The sequence below is a fragment of the Robertkochia solimangrovi genome (assembly GCF_007279655.1).
Lineage (GTDB): Bacteria > Bacteroidota > Bacteroidia > Flavobacteriales > Flavobacteriaceae > Robertkochia > Robertkochia solimangrovi.
Window position 1 is genome coordinate 264,098 of the sequence record NZ_QKWN01000008.1, and the last position, 23,537, is coordinate 287,634.

17 protein-coding genes are annotated in these 23,537 nt (G+C 40.7%); 9 read left to right on the forward strand and 8 right to left on the reverse strand.

The genetic code is table 11. The annotated features are described in order from the left end of the window. Nucleotides 1–5: 5 nt before the first annotated feature. The 3 genes from DMZ48_RS12745 to DMZ48_RS12755 are packed head-to-tail and all read right to left on the reverse strand — an operon-like array spanning nt 6 to nt 5,809. A complete protein-coding gene (locus tag DMZ48_RS12745; protein WP_143955536.1) occupies nt 6–1,181 on the reverse strand; it encodes a cellulase family glycosylhydrolase in 1,176 nt (391 codons plus the stop codon). Between the two features lie 58 nt (nt 1,182–1,239). Continuing rightward, nucleotides 1,240–2,742, reverse strand: a complete 1,503-nt coding sequence (locus tag DMZ48_RS12750; protein WP_242009196.1) for a RagB/SusD family nutrient uptake outer membrane protein — start codon at nt 2,740–2,742, stop codon at nt 1,240–1,242. Nucleotides 2,743–2,785: 43 nt separating this feature from the next. Continuing rightward, entirely contained in the window at nt 2,786–5,809 is a 3,024-nt protein-coding gene (locus DMZ48_RS12755; RefSeq protein ID WP_143955537.1) for a SusC/RagA family TonB-linked outer membrane protein, read from the reverse strand. A gap of 448 nt (nt 5,810–6,257) precedes the next feature. Here DMZ48_RS12755 and DMZ48_RS12760 point away from each other — a divergent pair, with 448 nt between their 5' ends. After that, nucleotides 6,258–10,190, forward strand: a complete 3,933-nt coding sequence (locus DMZ48_RS12760; RefSeq protein ID WP_143955538.1) for a hybrid sensor histidine kinase/response regulator transcription factor — start codon at nt 6,258–6,260, stop codon at nt 10,188–10,190. 45 nt (nt 10,191–10,235) lie between these two features. Here the strand turns inward: DMZ48_RS12760 and DMZ48_RS12765 are convergent, their stop codons facing one another. Next, nucleotides 10,236–11,126: a LysR substrate-binding domain-containing protein gene (locus DMZ48_RS12765; protein ID WP_143955539.1), complete on the reverse strand. Its 891-nt coding sequence runs from the start codon at nt 11,124–11,126 to the stop codon at nt 10,236–10,238. A 123-nt stretch (nt 11,127–11,249) separates the two neighbouring features. Here DMZ48_RS12765 and DMZ48_RS12770 point away from each other — a divergent pair, with 123 nt between their 5' ends. From DMZ48_RS12770 to DMZ48_RS12805, 8 genes are all read left to right on the forward strand, one after another. Then, nucleotides 11,250–11,807 (forward strand): hypothetical protein, encoded by a 558-nt coding sequence (locus tag DMZ48_RS12770; RefSeq protein ID WP_143955540.1) that lies wholly within the window; start codon nt 11,250–11,252, stop codon nt 11,805–11,807. Between the two features lie 14 nt (nt 11,808–11,821). Continuing rightward, nucleotides 11,822–12,799 (forward strand): NAD(P)H-quinone oxidoreductase, encoded by a 978-nt coding sequence (locus DMZ48_RS12775; RefSeq protein ID WP_143955541.1) that lies wholly within the window; start codon nt 11,822–11,824, stop codon nt 12,797–12,799. 125 nt (nt 12,800–12,924) lie between these two features. Beyond that, nucleotides 12,925–13,257, forward strand: a complete 333-nt coding sequence (locus DMZ48_RS12780) for a hypothetical protein (protein ID WP_143955542.1) — start codon at nt 12,925–12,927, stop codon at nt 13,255–13,257. 114 nt (nt 13,258–13,371) lie between these two features. Beyond that, nucleotides 13,372–13,770, forward strand: coding sequence for a DoxX family protein (locus DMZ48_RS12785; protein WP_143955543.1), 399 nt, complete (start codon nt 13,372–13,374; stop codon nt 13,768–13,770). A 6-nt stretch (nt 13,771–13,776) separates the two neighbouring features. Then, complete coding sequence (locus DMZ48_RS12790) at nt 13,777–14,199, forward strand: DsrE family protein (protein ID WP_143955544.1); 423 nt, start codon at nt 13,777–13,779, stop codon at nt 14,197–14,199. Between the two features lie 20 nt (nt 14,200–14,219). Further along, nucleotides 14,220–15,878, forward strand: coding sequence for a bifunctional metallophosphatase/5'-nucleotidase (locus tag DMZ48_RS12795; protein WP_143955566.1), 1,659 nt, complete (start codon nt 14,220–14,222; stop codon nt 15,876–15,878). Between the two features lie 289 nt (nt 15,879–16,167). Then, nucleotides 16,168–17,166 (forward strand): glycoside hydrolase family 43 protein, encoded by a 999-nt coding sequence (locus DMZ48_RS12800; RefSeq protein ID WP_143955545.1) that lies wholly within the window; start codon nt 16,168–16,170, stop codon nt 17,164–17,166. A 17-nt stretch (nt 17,167–17,183) separates the two neighbouring features. After that, on the forward strand, nt 17,184–19,019 hold the full coding sequence (locus tag DMZ48_RS12805; RefSeq protein ID WP_143955546.1) for an NPCBM/NEW2 domain-containing protein: 1,836 nt from the start codon (nt 17,184–17,186) through the stop codon (nt 19,017–19,019). A 262-nt stretch (nt 19,020–19,281) separates the two neighbouring features. Here DMZ48_RS12805 and DMZ48_RS12810 read toward each other — a convergent pair whose 3' ends face one another. The 4 genes from DMZ48_RS12810 to DMZ48_RS12825 all read right to left on the reverse strand — a co-directional run bounded on the left by DMZ48_RS12810 (nt 19,282) and on the right by DMZ48_RS12825 (nt 23,352). Beyond that, nucleotides 19,282–19,848, reverse strand: coding sequence for a phosphatase PAP2 family protein (locus DMZ48_RS12810; protein ID WP_162558713.1), 567 nt, complete (start codon nt 19,846–19,848; stop codon nt 19,282–19,284). 5 nt (nt 19,849–19,853) lie between these two features. Further along, nucleotides 19,854–20,429, reverse strand: coding sequence for a phosphatase PAP2 family protein (locus DMZ48_RS12815; RefSeq protein WP_143955548.1), 576 nt, complete (start codon nt 20,427–20,429; stop codon nt 19,854–19,856). Between the two features lie 96 nt (nt 20,430–20,525). Further along, complete coding sequence (locus DMZ48_RS12820) at nt 20,526–21,407, reverse strand: diacylglycerol/lipid kinase family protein (RefSeq protein ID WP_143955549.1); 882 nt, start codon at nt 21,405–21,407, stop codon at nt 20,526–20,528. A 1-nt stretch (nt 21,408) separates the two neighbouring features. Next, a complete protein-coding gene (locus tag DMZ48_RS12825; RefSeq protein ID WP_242009197.1) occupies nt 21,409–23,352 on the reverse strand; it encodes an LTA synthase family protein in 1,944 nt (647 codons plus the stop codon). Between the last annotated feature and the right edge of the window lie 185 nt (nt 23,353–23,537).

A 23,537-nucleotide genomic window follows, 5' to 3' on the forward strand; every position in this document is an offset into this window, starting at 1 on the left:
CGTGATTATTGTCCGTTCACTTCTGATGTGAGTTCACGGATCAGTTGTGTTTCTTTAGGATCATAAGGTTCTCCATTGGATCTGAACACTTCATGAAACCAAACTTCGGGCTCTGCCGTATAGGTTTTGGTCCAGCTGTCCCATGGATATTTCGTTTGTGATTTACCATCTACAAATCCCCAGTTGATCATGCCTACGTTGTATTTTTTAGCAACAGGCAGAAATCCGGCAAAGGTACTTCCATTAGGTCGTGCCATATATTCGGTACAGATGATCGGTTTTCCGTAGCGTTGAAGTTCTTTGATGTTCTTTTCAAAATCAGCAGGATCACTGTAATTGTGGAAGGTGATGATATCTGATTGTTCCAGTTGCATGGTGTGCATAGGTTGCATGGTATTCGGATCACTCCAGTCACCTGTCCATACACCTGAGGTCAGGGGTTGACTTGGGTTAACGGATCTAGCCCATTCAAAGGTCTTTTTTAACAGCGGTAATACCAGTGCAGCTTTATTAGGAATTTCAACGGCTTCATAGGAAGGCCCGGTCATATTGTCGGGTTCATTCCACACGTCCCAGCCTAAAATTCTATCATCATTTGCAAATTGAGCGATGGTCTCTTTAACGTATTTTTCCAATCTGGGATATTGTGACTCATCTTTTAAAGCCTTCTGCCCCGGGCTTTGAACCCATCCTGAGTTATGAACATGTGGTTTAGGAGCTCTTTGCTTACCTGCCTCTGGAAAGGGATCCCAGCAGGAATCAAAAAGTACGAAAAGGATCTTTATTTGATGTTGGTCAGCTATCTTCAGAAACTGATCCATACGTTTATACATTCCTTCAGCATCATTCTTATGAACAAGATCATGAAGGTATACACGCATGGCGTTCATACCGATATTTTCTGCCCATCCGAGTTCCTGGTCTATTGTTTCCGGGTCGAAAGTATCTTCCTGCCACATCTCCAATTGATTGATGGCAGTTCGCGGATTGAAGTTTGCACCGACAAACCAGGGCTGAGCTGCATACCATTCATTGGCTTTTTCTTTGCTCCAGATCTCTCTTGGTGTTGTGGTCTCAACGGTGGTTTCCTCTGCTATATCCTCTGTATTCTTTGCCGACTGTTTACATCCTGCAATGATGCAGAGCAGCAATAGAGGAATAAAAAAATTGATCTTTTTCATATGTTGTTTTTAAAAAATTCCCTGATGTGCAGAAGTACGACACATCAGGGAACAGTTATTAATATTGCGGGTTTTGTTCCAGATTTGGATTGTTTTCAACTTCAACCTGAGGTATTGGTAAGCGAATATTCTTGCCAACTTCAAAGTTTTTGAAATCGGGATCTCTTTGTGCGATCTCATCCACTGAAGATTGTGAATCTAGATCTCCCCATCTTTTCAGGTCTTCCCATCGAACACTTTCTCCGGCAAGTTCCAGAACGCGTTCCGTTTTCAATCTATCCAGGAAGAGATCATGATCGGTTCCGATCTCCGGATATGCGGTAGCAAGCGGAGCCATATTAGAACGGGCACGTACCATATCCACATACTGATAGGCATCAGCCGTCAAACCGAGTTCATTCAATACTTCCGCATAACGCAGCAGGATATCCGAATAACGGATCATACGCCAGTTTACTTCCGAATAATAGTCTTCGTTATTTCTCTTATAATCTCTGGCCCCTTTTCTGAACCAGGCTTCATCTTGTCCCCATTCCCAGCTTCTTCCGTAAATCAAATCTCCAAAATCGGCAGTAAGTTCAGGATAGAATAGGGTATGTTGCAATCTTGGATCCAACTGACCATCGGTCGTTGTTTCCTGCTTGAAGGCATCTACCAACCAGAATCTTGCTTGTCCGTCAGACCATCCGATACCTCTTGGAGCAAAGAACTGAGCTCTTGTACTGGAAACCGATGCGTTAGGATCTTCCCCGGTACCTCCACGACGCTGATCTCCAAATTGGATCTCAAAAACCGATTCAGAATTGTTTTCATTGAGGTCGGTAAAATTATCTTTATAATTATCGACTAAGCTATATTGAGCACCTTCTCCGATCACGAGGAAGTCTAATGCGGTTTTCGCTTCGTCCCATTTGTGCTGTTGCATATAAACCTTGGCGAGCATGGCTTTAGCGGCTCCTTTGGTAGGTCTCCCGGTATTTTCGGCATTCCATGTCAAAGGCAGGTCATTAAAGGCTTCATTAAGGTCGGTTACCACTTGAGCAAAAACTTCTTCCTTGGATACCTGCATAGGAAGGTCATCCGGTTTTGAAGGTTCGAGAACCATCGGGATATTTTCCCAAAGCAGACCTGCGTAATAGTAGTGCAATGCACGGAGGAATTTGGCTTCTGCCAGGATCTGAGCTTTTCTCGCATTATCGGTAAACTCTATTTCCGGTACATAAGCAAGTACCTGATTCGCACGGAAAATAGCTTTATAGGAATCTCTCCAGGTTACTGCATTACCTTCCCAGAAATTATAGTTGATATAATTGAAACGGGTCCAGTCTGCAAGTTCTACCCACGGACTTTGGCTAAAACCTTCATCTGAGGTCAGATCGAGACGGAAGTAGATCCATCTTGGCCACAGACCGTCCTTGTAAAACATGGCATAGATGGAATTAACTCCCAGTTCCGCATCATTGGGGGTCACCCAGAACTGATCTGTCGTCAGAGCGTTCGGGTTATCGAGCTCCAGCTCTTCCTTGCTACATCCGGTAAGGGAAAGCAAGGAGCTTATCATTACTGTTATTATTATTAATTTTTTCATCATGAATAAGTTTTATTTAGAAACCGATTTCTACTCCGATCGAATAAGTCTGCAGGTTCGGGTATGAACCAAAATCAACTCCTCTCTGGAAAATGTTCGGATTGCTGAACTCCGGGTCCAGACCTTCGTATTTTGTGATCGTTATGATGTTTTGAGCAGAAAGACTGATTCTTGCTTTTGTAAATCCGATACGTTCCAGTGTATTTACCGGGATATTATATCCGATTCCTATGTATTTTAGTCTTGCAAAGCTTCCGTCCTCCAGCCATCTGTCTGAATCCCCTCTGGAATTCAGTGTGGTTCCTTTTACGATCCTTGGGAAATCGGTATTTGGATTTTCCGGAGTCCAAGGCTGAATACCTGATCGGTAATTGCTGTCATCATCGAATCTGTCAACGACACTGCGGTATCCGTTATAGATCTCAGCTCCGAAAGAACCGATCCAGTTCATCGAGAAATCGAAATTTCCATATTCAAAGCCTGCATTCAAGCCCATTTCGAAGTCTGGCCACGGACTGCTAACTACACTTTTATCTTCATTGGTGATCTGTCCGTCGTCATTGAGGTCAACGAATCTGATATCCCCCGGTTGTGCATTCGGCATGATCACATCACCGCTGGAGTTAGTGTAATTATCGATCTCTTCCTGTGTTTGGAAAAGTCCGTCAGTTTGTAATACATACCACATACCTACCGGTTCTCCTGAGCGGGTAATGGTGTTTCCCTGAATACTTTCATTGAGTCCGTTACCCAAAGAAACCAGTTTATTATTCAGAGTGGTGAAATTGACAGAAGCATTGAAGCTGAACTTGTCGTTCACCTGTTGACGATAGGCAGCATTGAATTCAAAACCTTTGTTTTCTACGGTTGCTGCATTCGATATCGGGTTTCCACCGTCATTACCGGTTGAAAGCAGGATGGGGAAACCGAACAATACATCTTCTGTACGAGCGATGAAGTAATCGGCTGTGATCTGAAGTTTGTTATCGAATAATCCCATATCGAAACCGATGTTGGTCTGTTTCAGTGTTTCCCAACGCAATTCCGAATTCGCGAGTCTAACCTGAGTAGCTGAAGGGTAGAGGGTTTGTCCGTTCCCGAGTACGATCGCACCAAAAGTATTGATGAATCCCTGGTACTCGTAATTACCGATGTTACCACTCCCTAGTTCACCATAACTAGCTCTAAGTTTAAAGTCGCTTATTTCTTTTACATTAAAGAAATTTTCATTGGTCAGACGCCATCCGAGAGATACCGAAGGGAAGTTAGACCATTTGTTCTCATCGCTGAATCTTGAGGATCCGTCTCTACGGAAAACCACATTCAGCAAATATTTATCATCATAGTTATATTCGAATCTTCCGAGATAGGAGAGGAGTGTTGCTTCATTTCTGAAACCACCCACCTGAGCCTGATCACCAAGGTCGAGTACGTCGAAGTATTCGCCGGTATTCGGATTTACGAGAAGATTTCGTTTCAATCCGTTGATCTGCTCATATCGGTCACTTTGATAAGTTGTACCGAGAAGAACAGTCAGGTCATGCTTGCCGAACTCTTTTTTGAAAGTAAGGGTGTTTTCAAACAGCAAGGTTTCTGATTGCGCCTTGTTCTGATTGGTAAAAGATTGTTCGTAAGGTTGATTTAAGGTCCAGTTACCTTCTCTTCTCAGGTAGAGATAGTCATCGAAACTGGTTTCGTAACCGAAGTTGAAACGGTATTTTAACCATGGGAAAGGATCGATCTCAGACCAGATGTTACCACGGATTCTAAAATTCTCCGTTTCCTGATCGATGAGGTTTGCGATCGCTACCGGGTTCGCAGCAAACGTATTGGCCACTCCTGATTTACCATAACCATATCCGCCCGGATTGGCTTCGTCATATACAGGAATGGTAGGGAAGAGGCGTACCACATCAAAGAATGGGTTTCCTCTGAATCCATCAGATCCTCCGATCTCATTCGCAGAGGATTTAGAAAGAGCCAGATTCTCACCGATACTAAAGATACCTTTCTTTCCACTGGAATTTACTCGAAATGAGATTCTGTCGAAATCGGTGGAGATCACGGTTCCCCGATTACCGAAATAGTTTCCGGAAATGAAATAGGATGAATTTTCACCACCACCGGCGAAACTCACATTCTGATCCTGAATGAGTCCGGTACGGAACACTTCATCCTGCCAGTCGGTATTTACGGAGAGATCGAGATCTTGTCTTGGGATTCCTGCATTATCATACGCCATATTGTTCAGACGAACGAATTCTTCCTGACCAGCGATATCATATCTCGGGATCTCCGTGATGCTCAGTTTCGAGCTCGCAGTGATCTGAAGCGGACCCTGACGACCTTTTTTGGTGGTGATGATAATCACCCCGTTTGCTGCTCTGGATCCGTAGATCGCTGCAGCTGCCGCATCCTTAAGAATCTGAATCGATTCGATATCATTAGGGTTAAAGTCTCTGTTCGCCGTGGTTACAAGTCCGTCGATAACATAAAGCGGATTCGCATTCTGGAGGTTTTTTAAACCCCGGATCTCGATTTTAGCTTCTTGTCCTGGCTGACCACCACCACGTACGTTAACCCCGGAGGCGAGTCCCTGGAGACTTTCCGCAACGGTTGTAGTCTGTCTTTTTTGGATCTGATCTGACTGAACTACCGAAATAGCACTGGTAAGATCCTTCTTTTGCTGTGTACCATATCCAACCACCACAACTTCCTCAAGGGAAGCGATGTCTTCGATAAGCTGAATATTGATCTCTGAACGGCCGTTTACCGGAACTTCCTGAGTGATGTATCCGATATAACTAAAGATCAGTGTTTGGTCTCCGATAACTGTAATGGAATAATTACCATCAAAGTCAGCCGAGGTTCCTGTTGAAGTACCTTTTACCACGACATTTGCGTAGGGTATAGGACTTCCATCTTCTGCGGTAATCGTTCCCGTGACTTCCGTATTCTGAGCAGCGATGCTTTGAATACTGAAAACCATGAATGTCAGGAATGCAATTACCTTAAATTCAAAACGTAAATAAGTTTTCATAGAATTTCATTTAGAAATTTTTAATGTTAGTTTGAGTTATGAAACAAATTGACGAAGAAGCTGAAGCAATACAATCTTTTTTAGTTAATTTGAATTAGACTTGAATTGTGTGTTTCATATTTTAAGAGTGTTTATTTTGAGAAATCAAAAAATTCAAGTGTATTTAATTGTCAACTCTTCGTTTTTCAAAGTAGATTATTTCTAGTCTAAAATGAGTACGAGAACCGTTTCATTATTTGTTCAAAATGGATCAATTTTAAGAAAACGTTGTAGTAACCTTGTTTTTGAATCAAATTGTTGAATTATGATACGGTCTGATTCTTAGCGTCTCATCGGAAATAACGTGTTTTGTATATATCAAATGATGCCTATTGAGATCGATTCGAAATTTTGCCTCAGATCGCCTGGAGTTAACAGAGAACGCTTATTTAACCGTGTTTAAGCACCTATGAAAAGAATATTAAGCCTTTTATTTCTATTACCATTTTGTTTCATTTATGGGCAAAGCCTCTCTTTCCGACAGTATAAGGTAGAAGATGGTTTATCGCATAATACGGTCATCAGTATGTTGCAGGATCACCGGGGTTTTATGTGGTTTGGAACTAAAGACGGACTCAACAGATTTGATGGATATAATTATAAGATCTTCCAGCATCAGACGGGTGACACGACCAGTATCGGAAGTAATTTTATCCGTTGCCTGCACGAATATGAAAATGTACTTTGGGTAGGTACCGATACCGGTTTGTTCGAATATAATGAACAGACTGAATCATTCACGTTGATCGAAAGTACCAAGGATCAACCGATACTGGATATAACCAATGATGAAGAGGGCAATCTGTGGTTTAGTGCTGCCGGAGAATTGCATCGACGATCTTTGAAGACCGTCACGAAAGATGAAGAAGTCTTTAAACAATTCTATGCATCCTTCATTTCCTCGAGCCCTTCCGGAGACATCTTTGTATCTTCCTCTTCTGCCTTATATCGTTTCGTTGCGGATAACCATTCTTTTCAACGGGTTAACCTAAACTATGATGATGAGGTAATCATCACAGAAATTAATGCTTCACTTGATCAGGATACCATCTATATTGGAACCAAGAACAATGGGGCGCTGGTCTATGATATTCCCCGAAACCAAACGGAACTATTACTAAGGGAGGCGGAGAATCCATTATTTGTTCGTGGGTTTTTAAAGAAAAATGAAAGTGAGCTCTGGGTGGCCAGTGAATCAGGGATCTTTATTTACGATGTGCAACAAGGGACCTACAGAAATTATAAAAAGAACTATAATAACCCTTACTCACTTTCCGATAATGCCATCTATTCGTTGGTGCAGGATAAGGAAGGTGGTGTCTGGATCGCCACCTATTTTGGTGGGGTTAATTATTTCCAGAAGCAATTCACTCCCTTTAGTCGGTATTTTCCGCGGGTGGGAGAAAACTCCATCAGTGGGAATGCTGTTCGGGAAATTCAAAAGGACCAATACGGATATTTATGGATCGGTACCGAAGATGCCGGCCTTAACCGACTTGATCCGAAAACCGGGAAGTTCGATAATTATGCCTCAGTACGAAATAAAGGAAAGATTTCGCATTATAATATTCACGGGCTGCTGGCAAGGGAGAATGAGCTTTGGATAGGGACCTTTGAGCACGGACTTGACATTATGAATATTCAGACCGGAGCTATGATCAGACATTTCGGTACGGGAGAGTATGGTGGCGGACTCCGTAGTAATTTTATCCTCTATATCTATGAAACTGCAAATAAGGATCTCTATGTTTTGACTTCTTCCGGAATTCATCGTTATCTGGAAGCTCAACAGTCTTTTGAAGTAGTGAAAGGTTTTCCTGAAATGTACCATTATACGTATTTGCTGGAAGACAAAGACGGAATACTTTGGGCAGGCACCTATTGGGATGGATTATATTATTATAATCCCAAGTCTGGTGAAAAAGGATTTTTTAAATATGATCGTCACGATCCGAAGAGTTTGAGTTCGAACGTCATCAATGGAATCTTTCAGGACTCAAAAGACCGTTTGTGGATCACCACTGAGAATGGACTAAATCTCTATGATCCTGTAAAGAAGGAGTTCCAAAGGATCTCAAGGGAGGATGGCTTTCCGAGTAATGTGACCTATTCCATACTTGAAGATAAAGATCACGATCTCTGGATCAGTACTTCAAGCGGAATCGTCGAATATAATCCAGATGATGAAAAACTCAATATTTACACCAAATCCAACGGATTGCTGAGTAATCAATTCAACTACAGTTCCGGTTTCCGGGATGAGTCGGGAGAAATGTATTTCGGCAGTGTAAATGGTATGATCAGTTTTAATCCTGAAGAATTTATCAAGAATGACTATCATCCGCCTATTTATATAAACGACCTGCAAATAGATAACAAGGAGGTTAATGTTCATGATGTGAATTCTCCGCTATCTCAGTCGTTATCTTTTGAAGAAGGAATCACACTGAATCCTGCACAATCTACCTTTAGTCTGGAATTTGCATCCTTAACATACACCGCACCGGAGATGACTAAATACTGGTATAAGCTTGAAGGGTTGAATGATAACTGGATCCCTGTGGGTAAAAGTCATCGGGTTAGCTTCACAGAACTGCCTGCAGGCGATTATGTCTTTAAAGTGAAAGCGTTGAACAATCATGGTGTCTGGAGTAATGAAAGCAAGGCGTTGAATATCGAAATTTTACCACCGATGTTAGCCAGTAAAACTGCGTATTTTATCTATGCCTGTTTATTCCTGGTTCTGGTGTATTTCTTATTAAGATATTACCACCGTTATAATAAGAACAAGCATAACCGTAAGATCAGACAGCTGGAAAGTCAAAAGGAAAAAGAGATCTATCAGGCAAAGATCGAATTCTTTACCAATATCGCACATGAGATACGCACACCATTAACCCTTATCAAAAGTCCGCTGGAGAAGTTATTGAAGAATTCCTACAAATCTCCTGAGATTCCGAAAAATCTTGGGATCATGGACAAGAACACCTCAAGATTACTGAATCTGGTTAACGAGTTGTTGGATTTTAGAAAGACCGAAATGAAGAATGTTCGTCTCACGTTCATCAAGGTAAATATTACCGAAATGCTTCAGGATACCTATATTCGTTTCAGTCAGTTGATCCAGGAAAAGGATCTCGAATTCAATATAAAGCGACCCCGTGAGGATGTCTATGCCTATGTTGATGAAGAAGCGATAAGAAAAATATTGAGTAACCTCTTTAGCAATGCCGTGAAGTATTCCCATTCGCTGATAGAAGTAGAGCTGATACAAAGGGAATGTGAATTCAGTATTATCGTCAAGAATGATGGTAAATTGATCTCCCCGGATCTTAAGCATCGTATTTTTGAACCTTTCTACCGAATTCCTGATGAAGATGATTCCGCTACCGGAAGTGGGATCGGACTTTCACTTTCTCACTCCCTTGCGGAACTACACAATGGTAATTTGTCTATCGAATTCAATGATAAGCGAATGAATACTTTTTTGCTGACGATGCCTATTCATCAGGAAGATGAGTTCCGGACGATCAATTCAGAAACCTATACCCGGAGAGAAGGCCAGGAGATCGAGAAGGTCGGATTTGATAAAAGTGCTCCAATTATTCTGATCGCTGAAGATAATGATGAACTGGCTGAATTCATCGCCACAGAAATGGCTGTATTCTATAAAGTCGTTAAAGCAAAGAATGGATTAGAAGCGGTAAGGTGTATCGAAGAGTTCGATGTACAACTGGTGATCAGCGATGTGATGATGCCAGCAAAGAACGGAATAGAGCTGTGCAAGCAGATCAAAGGGGATGTAAAGACCAATCATATTCCGGTGATCCTGTTAACCGCGAAAAATGCCCTGAGTGCTAAGATAGAAGGACTTGAATCAGGTGCTGATGCCTATATTTCCAAACCTTTTTCGATGGAGCATTTACAGGTACAGGTTTCGAATCTGCTTGAAAACAGAAGGTCGATATTAGGGCATTACAGCAATTCACCGTTGGCACATTTAAAATCGATTTCCTTTTCAGAGGCAGACAAGAGCTTTTTATCAAGGTTAGATCAGGTGATCGATGAGCACATGCGAGATCCGGAACTGAATGTAGAATCACTGGCCTCCAGAATGAACATGAGCAGGGCAACCTTATATCGTAAGATCAAGGAGATCTCAGATATGTCGCCAAACGAGCTCATCAATACGAGCCGACTAAAAAAAGCGGCGTTCCTGTTAAAGACCACAGACATGAAGGTCTATGAGGTATCTGAGGAAGTAGGGTACCGTTCTCAGACCAGTTTCGGGAGAAATTTCCATAAGCAGTATAATATGACTCCTTCGGAGTTTATGGATTAGTACTGCTCGAATTCGTGACTATTTTGATATTGGCCTAAGAAAAGCTTACCGGTTGTAATACATGCTCTTATGGAGTAGGATCTCCTGAAAAGCGAGTAATGCCTTCTTCTGATAGATCTCCGCTGCTACAGTGATGGTAGCTTCACGGGTCATGTTTTTGCCTTTAATAGGTATGGCTTTGAGGTCATCAAAATCAAATAAGGAACTATTCATCAGGATTGTATTCCACTTTTTGGTATTAGCGAGTTCCAGAAGGCTGTGTATATCATTGATTTCTATGGTAGCATGTAGTTCCAAGGCACTCTTATGTAATACATCATCTAAAAAGTTTCTGATGCTGTAACTGGGAGATGGCAGGGCCAGAGGCAGTGCTGAGATTTTTTGCAGAGAAATTCTCTTTAATTTACTCCAGTTATGAGACCTGTGAAGGATTAGTGAAAGTTGTGCAGCGAAAAGACGACTGGTAATGATGCTTTTGTATGGGTTTGAAACCGGTAAAAATGAAAGCATACAATCTATTTCAAATTCTTCCAGTTTTTTTAGCAGGTCTGTGGTCGAGCCAAATATGATCTGAAGCTTAATACCGGGATATTCTTGATTAAACGTATTGATCGTTTCAATGAGCAGCGCTGTCAGGCCATAGGTAGCACCGATGCATAGGTTCCCGGCTCTTACTTCTTTAAGATCCACCAAAGCCTGTTTGCTTTCTGCTGCCTGCTGCAGAGTCTTCTTCGCATAGTGGAAGAATGTAATGCCTGCTTCCGTAAGTATGACACGTTTACCTACCCTGTCAAATAGAAGTGAGTCTAAGGAATTCTCCAGTTCCTTTATTTGATGTGATAAGGTACTTTGTGTGATACACAAATGATCTGCTGCCTTGGTGAAGTTTAAATGTTCGGCAGCACTCACGAAATATTTCAATTGCCTGAGTTCCATCTTTAAAATTTAAAAAAAGTATCAATATTAATCGAATTTTTCGATTGGTGTTATCTAAATATAACATTTTTACGATTGATTTATTTAAAAGAACTTTGAGGTAAATAATTAAATAACAGAAAGATGGAAATTTTACAAACTTCAAAAAACGCATTGTCAGCATCGCAAGTTTCTGCTGTAATCAATGCTCCGATCGAAAAAATAAATATCACAGATTGGTTATTGCACCTTCCTGATGCCGAGTATCAGCGTTGTTCAGTAAATCATATTGCAGCCGGAGTTACCACTAATTATGAAGGTACCCCTATGTCTGTGAATGTTGAATACGTTGGCAACGCTCTGGTAATTCAACATTATGTATTTTCTGAATCTCGTCCTGATTACTGTCGTATGTTATCGGTGTCTGATACCATTACGGCTGCCGGGAGATCTAAAGTTCAGGTGCTTTGGGAATTGAAAGCGGAAAGAATTGATGACCTTACCTCAAAATATACCAATACGATTCATGCAACCGCCACTCCGGAATTTCTTAAATTTATTGAAGAACATGATATAACGCTGGATGCTGCTGCAAAGGCAAGACAGGAAGCTTCCGATGCTCATAATCATGAGGAGACCCCGCTTTTTGCGAAAAGTATCGAGAATTTGGCGATCTACGGTAAATACAATATGCCATTTTAAAAAGTTACGGAAGTATGAAAGCTATAACCATTCCGGTGTATGGTGATGCAGCGGTTTTGAAGATCATAGAATTACCTGAGGTGGTTCCTGAGATTGATGAAGTGATTGTCGAAGTAAAGGCTTCGGGAATCAATAGAAGTGATATTCTTCAGCGCCAGGGCAAATATAAAGTTCAGGAAAGTACGGACATAGAAATTCCCGGTCTCGAGGTTTCCGGTGTTGTAGTGGCATGTGGTGCAGCAGTAACTCAATGGAAAAAGGGGGATAAGATTTGTGCCTTACTTTCCGGTGGGGGTTATTCACAATATGTAGCGGTAAGGGAAGGTCAATGTTTACCAATTCCCCAAGGATTAAATTTTATAGAAGCCGCCGGTCTTCCCGAAACTATTTTTACCGTTTGGTCTAATATCTTTGAACGCGGACAGTTGCTTCCCGGTGAAACTTTACTGGTTCATGGAGGTAGTAGTGGTATCGGAGTGACGGCCATTCAGATTGCCAGAGCCTTGGGCTCGAAAGTCGTGACGACAGTAGGAACCGAGGAGAAAATCAAATTTTGTTACGAATTGGGGGCAGATCTCTGTATCAATTATAACACTCAGGATTTTGAAGAGGAATTAAAAGCAGCGGGTGTAGATGTCATACTCGATATGATCGCAGGACCTTATTTTCAAAAGAATATCAATATTCTGAATGAGGATGGCAGATTGATTCATATCAACGCAGAGGGCGGTAAGAATGTCACGCTTGATATTTGGGAAATGATGATAAAGCGCTTAACGATCTCGGGAAGCACACTACGGTCAAGGGATTATGAATATAAAAAGCGACTTGCAGAAGTGATCACGCAAAAGATCTGGCCGATCATCGAAGCTGGAAAATTTAAACCGATTATTTATAAGGTGTTTCCTTACCACGATGTGATTGCTGCACATCAATGCATGGAGCAAGACAAACCTATTGGAAAAATAATTCTGGATTGGTCGTTTTCCTGATCAGATTAGGATCGATTAATTGACGGAAATTTACACTATTTGTGTAACAATGGTTACACATATTTTGAATTGAGCCGTGTACTTTTGAATTCAAGTTGAGATGCTCACCGAACATATCGCTGTTATTGACCTTTGTTTTTCTAACAAAGTTTATAGCCATAGATGCAAACGGACTAAATTTATTCTTCAACGATGGTGGTATCACCTATGTGAATCCGCATTGTAAAAAGAAGAATGCTTCACTAATTTCAAAGGAATCCTTTTCCTTTAATGATACTTCATCAAAGAGATTGGACCACTATGCGTTAAGTGGATTCTGTGCCTCTAATTGTGTTATTCCTATTGTAAACTGGAATATTCTTATCAAAAGATCAAGATTCAAGATCGAGGAAGGGTTTACAGAGGCGCTTTGGAACCACTCATTGGATAATCCATCCCCACCTCCTCGTATTTCCTGATACTTTTTTCAACATTACGGATTCGCAATTCCAAATTCTGGGAATTATTTTGGCCCAGACGGGAAATAGTCAGTATCCGTTTAGTACAATGTGTTTAACTACCTAATTATTTTTATGACGACAATTATTTCAGTAAACAGTCGTTCGGTTAAATGGTTACGGGTATTGGTCAGTGGTATATTTATCGTTGCTGGTTTCAATCACTTGTGGCATACTGAAAAGACGGCACAAAGAATAGCCTCAGCCAGTTTTGGTGATATTGTATATTATTTTGGAAATCCGGACTGGCTGGTCATTCTTTCAGGGATGATCATGCTCATTGCAGGAGTATTTTTTTTGTTTGGCTATAAGACCCAATGGACAGCGAGGGTACTTATTGCAGTCCTGATCCCGATCACCCTGACGATACAGGTGGGGCAAATAGAGACATTGGGCCCCTTATTTAAAAATATTGCCATCCTTGGCGGACTCCTTTTTTTTAGTATAAATGATACCGAAAAACTTTTAAAATAGAACAAAATGAAAACTTTTATATATTATTCCATCCTTTCGTTATTTACATTAGTCCTGGCTACTGAGAGTAAGGCTCAGCAATCAGATACCGGGAAAGAGAATTATGTGGTACTGACCAAAAAAATTGAGCAATTAAAACCTATAATTCTTTCCGCCGTAGCGCTTAAAGCCGAAAATGAGACAGATTTTGGTGATTTTCAGGTAATTTTATGTGGTAGTGAGATCGGTGGGATCACACAGGCAGAAAAAATAGGTCCTTTTTTGCAAGCAGCCGAAGCGGCGGGTGTTGAGATCAAAGCCTGTGGATTTTCCCTGGAGAAGTTTAAGGTAGATACATCCAAAATTCCGGCAGAGATCGAAACGGTTGAAAACGGGATCCTGTATTATCTGCAACTTCAAAAAGAAGGGTATTACAATATAAGCTTATGAACAGGAAAATAGGAAATCTTATGATAATCGGAAAAGTTGCTATAAAAGGCTTTTATCTAATATTTCTGACAGCCCTGTTGGTCATATCCTGTAAAACCGAAATAAAGGAGACGGGAAAGGCAGCTGAAGAGGGTTCGGATACTTTGCGTATTTCGATCTTACAGACCGCAGATATCCACGGACAACTCGATCCGCATCCGGAACTTTTTTGGGAAAACGAACAGATCGTTTATAAAGAACGGGGAGGTCTTGCCAGTATAAAGACACTCTTTGAAAGAGAGCGCGAGGCAAACCCCGGACGTACGCTGATCGTCGATGGAGGAGATCTGATACAAGGGAGTGGTTATGCGACCTTATCAGAAGGCAGGATCTTTCCGGAGATCATCAATAACCTGGGATATGATGTGATCATTCCGGGAAACTGGGAAGTGGTTTACGGAAAGGAAATCATGCTTGAAATCATGAATGCATATGACACGGATGTAATCGCTCAGAATATGTTTCATGAACAGGGTAAAGCAGCCCTGTTTCCTCCTTTTTCTGTTAAGGAGATCGAAGGTATTCGCATCGGTTTTGTTGGGATCAATGATCCGGATGTGCCGGTTCGTCAAAACCCGATATTTAGCAAAGGGATCGAATTTAGCGGACTCGATGATCATTTGAAGTCCCTTCTTGATACCCTAAAGGTCGAGCAAAAATTGGATGTGTTATTTCTGGTGACCCATATCGGAATTTTTAAACAGGTGGAACTCGCCAGTGATCGTATTGCCGAGAATGTGGATTATATACTTGGGAACGATACCCATGAAAGGGTTCGTAAGACGATTCAGGGGAAGTATGCAAAGGTGACCGAACCAGGGGCTTTTGGATCCTTTGTAGGTAAACTCACGCTGAAGTTTGTGGATGGGAAATTGGTGAAGGATGAATATGAATTACTGGATGTGGATCCTTCACAATATCCACCGGATGAGGAGACTCAGGCGATCATAGATAATGCCAAAGCACCCTATAAATCATACCTGGAAACGGTAATTGGGTATACCAAAACGCCGATGTTCAGGTATCTTACCGTGGAAAACCCTATGGATAATCTGATTACCGATGCTGCGCGATGGAAAACGGGAGTGGATATCTCCATTTCGAACGGGTTCAGGTTCGGGAACCCGATTGTTCCGGTAAGCGGAGAACCGGCACCAATAACGCGTGCAAACCTCTGGAACATGATTCCCGTTAATGAAAAGGTGAAAACCGGAAAGGCGACAGGAAAACAGATCAGGGAATGGTTGGAGAAGGAGATGAACAATGTGTTTTCCAAAGATCCCACGGAGCGATTCGGAGGGTGGCTGATACGATTTTCAGGAATGAAGGTGCTGTTCGATAGTCAGAACGAAATGGGAGATCGAATCATTTCGATCACCGTAAAAGATAGGCCGATGGCAGATGACGAATACTATTCCATTTCCGCCTGTGTACGCCCGGGAGATCCGATTGATAATCTTTGTCGAATGCCCGATGTGAAGGAAGTGGAAGTGAAGGCTTATTCGATCCATGAAGTTGTAGAAGAGTACCTGAAGGAACACTCACCGGTATCCCCGGATATTGACGGCAGGGCCTATTGTGAATCCTTAGGAATATATTCTTTTTCCACGGTACCCCAGACTGATTATAAGTTTCATTAAATAGGCTATAAGTAGTAAGCAGTGAATCAGAAAACGGAACTCAACATACCATATTTCGTTTTCTGTTTGCTGCTTTATTGCTTTCCAGCTTTACCACTTTCCTTTTTTACTACTTTACCGCTTTACCGCTATACGGTTGCGAATAGATTTGACCGATATTGATGATAAATGTTATTTTAACACTTAAAATATTTTTCTGAATCTACGGGGTTTCCTACTTTTGGAATTAAATCGTTTGATTCCCTTAAAAGAGGGGATTAACTACTTAAACATACTTAAAATAACAGACATGAATCTCAAAAACCTCTTCTTAGGAGCGATGGTTTTCACCGCCGGCGCCACTTTTTCTGTGCACGCTCAGCATTCTGAATCAAAGATCGTTCATACCTGGAAACCACTGGGGAATCCGATTGTAACCCATAAATATACGGCCGATGCTGCTGCCCTGGTACATAAGGACACTCTATACATTTATACCGGAGAGGATTTTGAAGGGGGGCAACGAGGTTACAATATCCTAAACTGGTGTGTTTTTGCGACCACTGATATGAAGACCTTCTGGGAATATGAAACTCCGCTGAAAGCTTCCGATTTTAAATGGGGAGAACAGAATGCGGCTTGGGCGAGTCAGGTTATCGAGCGTAACGGTAAGTTTTACTGGTATACGAGTTCACAAACCACCGGAATCGGTGTTGCGGTATCTGACAGACCGGAAGGTCCGTTCAAGGACGCAATTGGGAAGCCATTATTTACCAATGAGGATAGTTTTGGGAAGACACATAGTTGGCGAACCATCGATCCTACCGTGTTTATCGATAATGATGGGCAAGCCTGGATCTATTGGGGTAATGGCGCCTGTTGGGTGGCTAAATTGAACGAAGATATGATCTCTTACGATAAAGACTATGGGATTAAAATGGTAGATATTCAGGGGGAGATGGAGTTTCCTTTCACTGAAGCTCCCTGGATCCAGAAGAATGGAGATAAATATTTATTGTCTTTTGCCGTCGGGTTTCCGGAGCGTATCGCCTATGCAATGGGAGATAAGCCGGAAGGGCCTTATACCTACAAAGGCATAATCAATGAAATAGCAGGAAATAGTAACACGAATCATCAGGCGATCATCGACTTCAAAGGCGAAACCTATTTTATTTATCATAATGGAGGTATTCAGACCGATGGCGGGAGTTTCAGCAGATCAGTTTGCATCGACAAACTGGAGTACAATGCGGATGGTACCATCAAGCCGGTAATTATGACCACCAAAGGAGTGGTGACCGAAGAATAAGTAAAGCCAGGAAACCTATGAAATATCTTAAAATACTCTTGATAGCTACCCTGTTGGTAGCATGTAAAAATGGAGAACAACAAACCGCCGCAGCCGACTTTAAAAGTTGGGCAGCCACACCACCCATGGGGTGGAATAGCTGGGATTGTTTCGGACCTTCCGTCGTGGAAGACGAGGTGAAGTCCAATGCCGATTATATGGCTGAAAAATTAAAGGATTTCGGCTGGGAATATGTCGTGGTCGATATCCGTTGGTATGTGGATAACCAAACTACCGGACATTATAATGCTTATGATAATTCCACCTTCATTTTAGATGAATACGGCCGTTATATGCCATCACCATCCCGTTTTCCTTCTGCAGGGGATGGAGTAGGGTTTAAGGCTTTGGCAGATTATGTGCACAGTAAAGGACTTAAATTCGGGATTCATATCATGCGCGGTGTGCCTAAGGAGGCGGTATTCAATAAATTACCGATCAAGGGAACAGATTTAACCGCAGCTGATATCTATTCTACCGAATCGGAATGTACCTGGTTGCAGGATAATTATACGGTGGTAGCCGGTAAGCCGGGAGCACAGGAATATTATAATTCTATCTTCGATCTGTACGCCTCCTGGGGTGTTGATTTTGTAAAGGTCGATGACCTTTCACGACCTTACCATACCGAGGAGATTGAATTGATCCGGAATGCGATCGATCAGACAGGTCGTAAGATCGTATTGAGCATGTCGCCGGGTGCTACGCCGATCGATGAGCATGCCCATGCAACCGCACATGCGAATATGTGGAGAACCATCGATGATTTTTGGGATAACTGGGCACAATTGAATTATTCCTTCGAAAAATGTGCGGAATGGGCACCCTATATCTCACAAGGAGCCTGGCCGGATGCCGATATGTTGCCCCTTGGGAAATTTATACGAGGAGAGCGTGCTACTGATCGCTACACCAAGTTTACCAAAGATGAGCAATATACCTTAATGACGTTATGGACCATGTTTAAGTCCCCTTTAATGTTCGGAGGAAACCTACCGGATAATGATGACTTCACCAATGCGTTATTGACCAATAAAGAGGTTTTGGAGGTTCACGGTTATTCCGAAAATAACCGGCAATGGTTCAAGGAGAACGACCTTATTGGTTGGACCGCCGATGATCCCAAGACCGGTGACAAATACGTAGCCGTTTTTAACAGTGCCGGTGATGGATTTGTAACTACGGATAACCTCCTTTATCGCAGTGGTACCCTATCGAAACTTACCGATGGATTTGGAGAGAATATCGATATCGAACTTCCCGAAAACAGCAAGGAATTGTACCTGATCGTCAATGATGGAGGTGACGGAATTTCCTGGGATCATGCGGATTGGATCGATCCGATCGTCCACCTGGAGGATGGAACGGAGATCAAATTAACGGAGCTCGAATGGGAGGAAGCTTTTGCCGGATGGGGTACCATAGGCGTAAACAAAAGCATTTCCGGAGGCGATCTGAATATTAAAGGAACCACCTATAATAACGGGATCGGTACACATTCGCAATCGATCATCCGATATAAGTTACCGGAAAATAGCAAACGATTTACTGCCTTTGCAGGACTCGATATTGCGGCGACCAACAGTGAGACAGGATCCACTGTAGAGTTTATGATCGCCACTCAGGATCCGACCCCTAAGAATGAAGCACCTACTGCCATTCCGGTCAATCTGACCGACCTGGGACTCACCGGAAAATATTTGATACGTGATCTTTGGGAGCACAAGGATCTGGGTACCTACTCAGATTCAGAATTCAAGCCGGTTATCAATTACCACGGAGCCGGGTTGTATAGGGTTTCAGAGGTTAAGTAATAACTGGAGTAATAAACAAAAAAGGCTGTCGAATCTGACAGCCTTTTTTGTTTACAGAGCGCGCAGGTATTCAGTTTGATTGTAGATTGTAAATGTTAGATTATAATTCAATTTTCTATTTTCAAAGTTACCTCGGCTCCTTTTAAGGCCAGCCGACATTTTAAGATACAAAAAGTGTAATCTTGAATTTTACCGTAACAGATAAACTTTTTGGCTTACAATGTACATCAATATACTCTTCATGAAGGCTAGTTTGTATTTATTAAAATTTATAAGTGAAGCCTACCAAATAATTCCCATCACCACTTTTAAAGGTAAGTTCATAATGTTCTTTTTGATAGGGAGTTGTGAAAAGGTAGGTACTCCCAACACCAACGATGATACCTCCCAAAATATCCCATCCATCATGTCTATCGTTAATTCCTTCCACTCTGCTGTATGCAACAAATCCTGCCACTGCGTATGCTGGAATTCCATATTCCCAACCATAACGTCTTTGTAAAAAGGAAGCACCCGAAAATGCAGCAGCGGTATGACCTGATGGAAAGGCTTTACCATCTGTTCTACCATCAGGTCTGGGCTTATCAATTGCATATTTTAAAATATAAGTGAGCCCTAAAGTTGTACCGTATGATTTGGAAAATTCCCAAAAACCTTTTCTGTCTTTTTTTGCGATGATTGTTATAATTGCTGCTAACGCTGGAGCGTGCTGTAAATAATCGCCTGATACTTCAAGATAGGTTTCTAACCTGATTTCAGAGGGAGATTCATCCTGCGAAATACCGAAAAAAGGTATTAATAGTATTGCAAGAAAAAGAATATTTCTCATGGTCATTAAAATTTAAATGTAAATCCAAGTAGATAATTCTCCTCATAACTATTAAAGGTTAATTGTAAATGTTCTTGTTGATATTCGGAAGTAAAAATCAAGTTACTTCCAAGTCCTATTACTGCACCTGTCAAAACATCAAGTAAGTCATGCTTTTTGGCATCAATCCTACTCGCTGCTGTAAATCCGGCTAGTAGGTATGCAGGAATACTGTATTTTAAACCATATCTTCTATGTATAAAACCTGCACTGTGAAATGTGGTGGAGGTATGACCGGAGGGAAATGAATTTTCATTGCTTAGATCCGGGCGTTGTTTTTTTACACCTATTTTCAGGGCATAAGTGATAGCTTCGCTTACTATCAAGCCTTTTGTAAATTGCCAAGCTCCTTTAGTATCACCGATAATTGCTGAGGTGGCAAGTGTTGCGGTGGGTAAAGCAATCAGGACAACATTACCAATTTGTTGGGTAGTCTCCTGAGAAGAGGATAATTCATAATTTTCCTGGGCATTGAGGTTAGTAGAAGCGATGCACAATAGAAGTAAAAAATATATTGTATATTTAAAAAAAATCGACTTCATTTATCCCTTTTTTTAGCCTATTAATTTGTATTCTATTGCATTAAAATTAGCATGGAAATCTTAAGAAATTTTAAAGTCGGTTAATGTGATGAATAACTATATAATTACATTTAAGGATCTTTCCTTGATACTAATTGTAAGCTTTTGATCTTCAAATTTTACTAATTCACCATCAATTTGCGATTGAAATCCTGAACCTGGGGTACGTAATAAGGTTATATGATCCGATTGAAAGCATAAGGCCTCCTTTAAATATTCAGGTTTTCGGAATAACATGCAAAGTCCGAAATACAACATTTTAATAAGCTTGATTTCAGGAATTACTATCACATCCAGTAATCCGTCCTGTAAATTGGCTTTTGGAGTTAAACTCATATTATAACCCATTTCATTTGAATTGGAAATGAGGATTAAAAACGGATTCAAATAGGTGGTTTTTTCATTAATCTGAATCTGTAATTTTTCCTTTTTTGTATACTGATTTACCGATTTAAAAGTGGCTCTAACATAACTTAACAGTGTTCTTTTTTCCGAAAGTTCGTACTTTTCAATTACATTCGCTGGTAAGCCTAACCCCGTATTACTGAAGAAATACCGGTTATTTACACACCCTACATCTATAGTGGTAAATTGCTGCTGTTGTATTAAACGAAGCGCCTTTTTGATATTTTTGGGGATTGAAAGATTGGAGGCCAGACCATTTCCCGAACCTATAGGGATAATTCCCAACAAGATTGATGTGCCAATTAAAGTTGAAGCCACCTCATTAATGGTTCCATCTCCGCCACATGCCACAATAATCCTAGCATCATCTTTAATTGAATCATTGGTGAGTTTCACTGCGTGGCCCTTGTATTCAGAGTATTTAAGTACAATATTAAAAGTGTGAGCATCAAAGTATTCCCGTAATAACTTTATGTCAAGCTCATTTTTACCGGAGCCTGCAATCGGGTTTATAATGAAATGAATGTTAATCACCTTAATTCCCCTTAAGTTTTAATTTTCCATTATGATACAGGTCATCTGCTACTTGGTAGTTAGAAATGCTCTGCTCCTCAAATTTTTCATCCGTTAACGCTCTGTTCAGGCTATTATCGGCGGGATTCCAATAGTATAAATTAGCATTATGCTCTTCATCCAGTACTAAAACCCTATGATCCTTTAAATACCCCAATTTTCTATAATTGCCTATAAAAGCCCTTTCATCTTGTGGTTGCATTGCGAGAATGTCTTTTCCGAATAAATTGGAATCATAGTCCCAGTGTAGTAATGAAAATAAAGTAGGAAACACATCGATTTGGGAAGCGAGTTTGTTTACTTTTTCAGGGTTGTAATTTGGTAAATTGAATATCAGTGCAGGTATCTGATAATTTTGCACATCCAGTTCCCAACGCCCGGCACTGCTAGCACAATGATCACTCATTACTACGAAGACGGTATTCTCAAACCAGGGTTTTTCTTTGGCTTTTCTGATAAATTCTCCAAGGGCATAATCCGTGTATTTTACAGCACCATTTCTTCCCGTTCCTGATGAAATGTCTATTTTACCTTCTGGGTAAGTATAAGGTTTATGATTGGATGTTGTCATCACGAAATCGAAAAAAGGCTTATTTTTTTCATATGATTGATCGGCCAATTGAAGTACTTTATTATAAATGTCCGCATCACAAACTCCCCACGCATTTTCAAAAGTCACGTCTCGATCTTCAATATTTATACGGGTGGTCGTTATAGCGTTATCCAATAAAAATCCTCTTCCGCGGTCTATAATATTAAAACCATTTCCACCGAAATAGGTGTTCATATTATCAAAGTATCCGTCACCACCATAAAAGAAATTTCTTTGGTATCCCTGTTGCTTAAACACCGTGCCAATTGTAAATAATCCCTGATTATTTTTACGTTTTAAAATACTGCGGCCGGGAGTAGGTGGGATCGATAATGTTATGGCTTCCATGCCTCTTACGGTACGTGTTCCGGTCGCATAGAGATTATTAAAAAAAAGGCTTTTGTTGATCAATGAATCAATATTCGGGGTAAGATTATGCTCATTGCCGAATTCTTTTAAAAAACTACCACTTAGACTTTCAATGCAGATAAAAATAACATTCGGTTTTATAGCTTGATGAACACTATCCGAATTTATGATTGTTCTGTATATGGAGTCTTCATCCGGATATTTAAGGGAAGTTTTCGAATCAGATAAATTATCTTTAACTAACCGATAAGCTTTGTCCTCCGGAATTGTTTTGTAAAATTCATTATAAGGCAATTCATTGTTTCTGAAGGCAGCAAAAAAGGAGTAGATACCGGATTTTGCCAGTTCATTGTTATAGCGATTGGGAGAGAAGTCAGCAAAGTTGTTTGTAATGAAAAGCAAACTAATAGTTGCCAATGCAATCCACGGTAAAGTTGCCAGGGATTTTGCTTTGAAAGTTGTGGTACTCTGGAACACTTCTTTAAAATACCCCAACCTGGATACCAAAAATATACTAGCGCTTGTTAGCGCTAACATGCTTGTAATTAAAATAGGAAGGGGATAGGACTCATTTATATTTTTAACTACCTCATAAGTATAAATAAGATAATCTACGGCAATAAAATTGTAACGTCTTTGAAATTCATCCCAAAAAGTAAATTCTCCAAAAAATGAGAAAAAAAGTATAAAGGTGCCAATTGAAAAGGCAGTATAGCTGATGAACTTGTCTAAAACTGAACCATAGAATTTTCTTGGTATTAGCAGTTGATATGTTAGATAGGGAATCGCAAAAAATGAAATTGTTAGCAGATCAAAAAATGAGCCGGTAAGAAATGTTTTAGCCAGCATGAAAAGGTTTGTATCAATATCAGCAAAATTCCATATTAGAAAACTAAACCGAACCACAATGGAAAGGATTAAATATAGGCTTACAAATGCTTTCAATAACGCAAATCTGGCTGGAAATAATTTAGACATCAATTAATAACTTTGTAGGTTAAACCGAGTCAAAATTATTACTTGATTCTAAAGAAACTTTAAAGATTTAGCCTGTAGCTATCAAACGAAAAGCCTTATAAATACGGAGCATACAAGGCTTTTACATCAAACAATCTAATTAACTGTTGTTT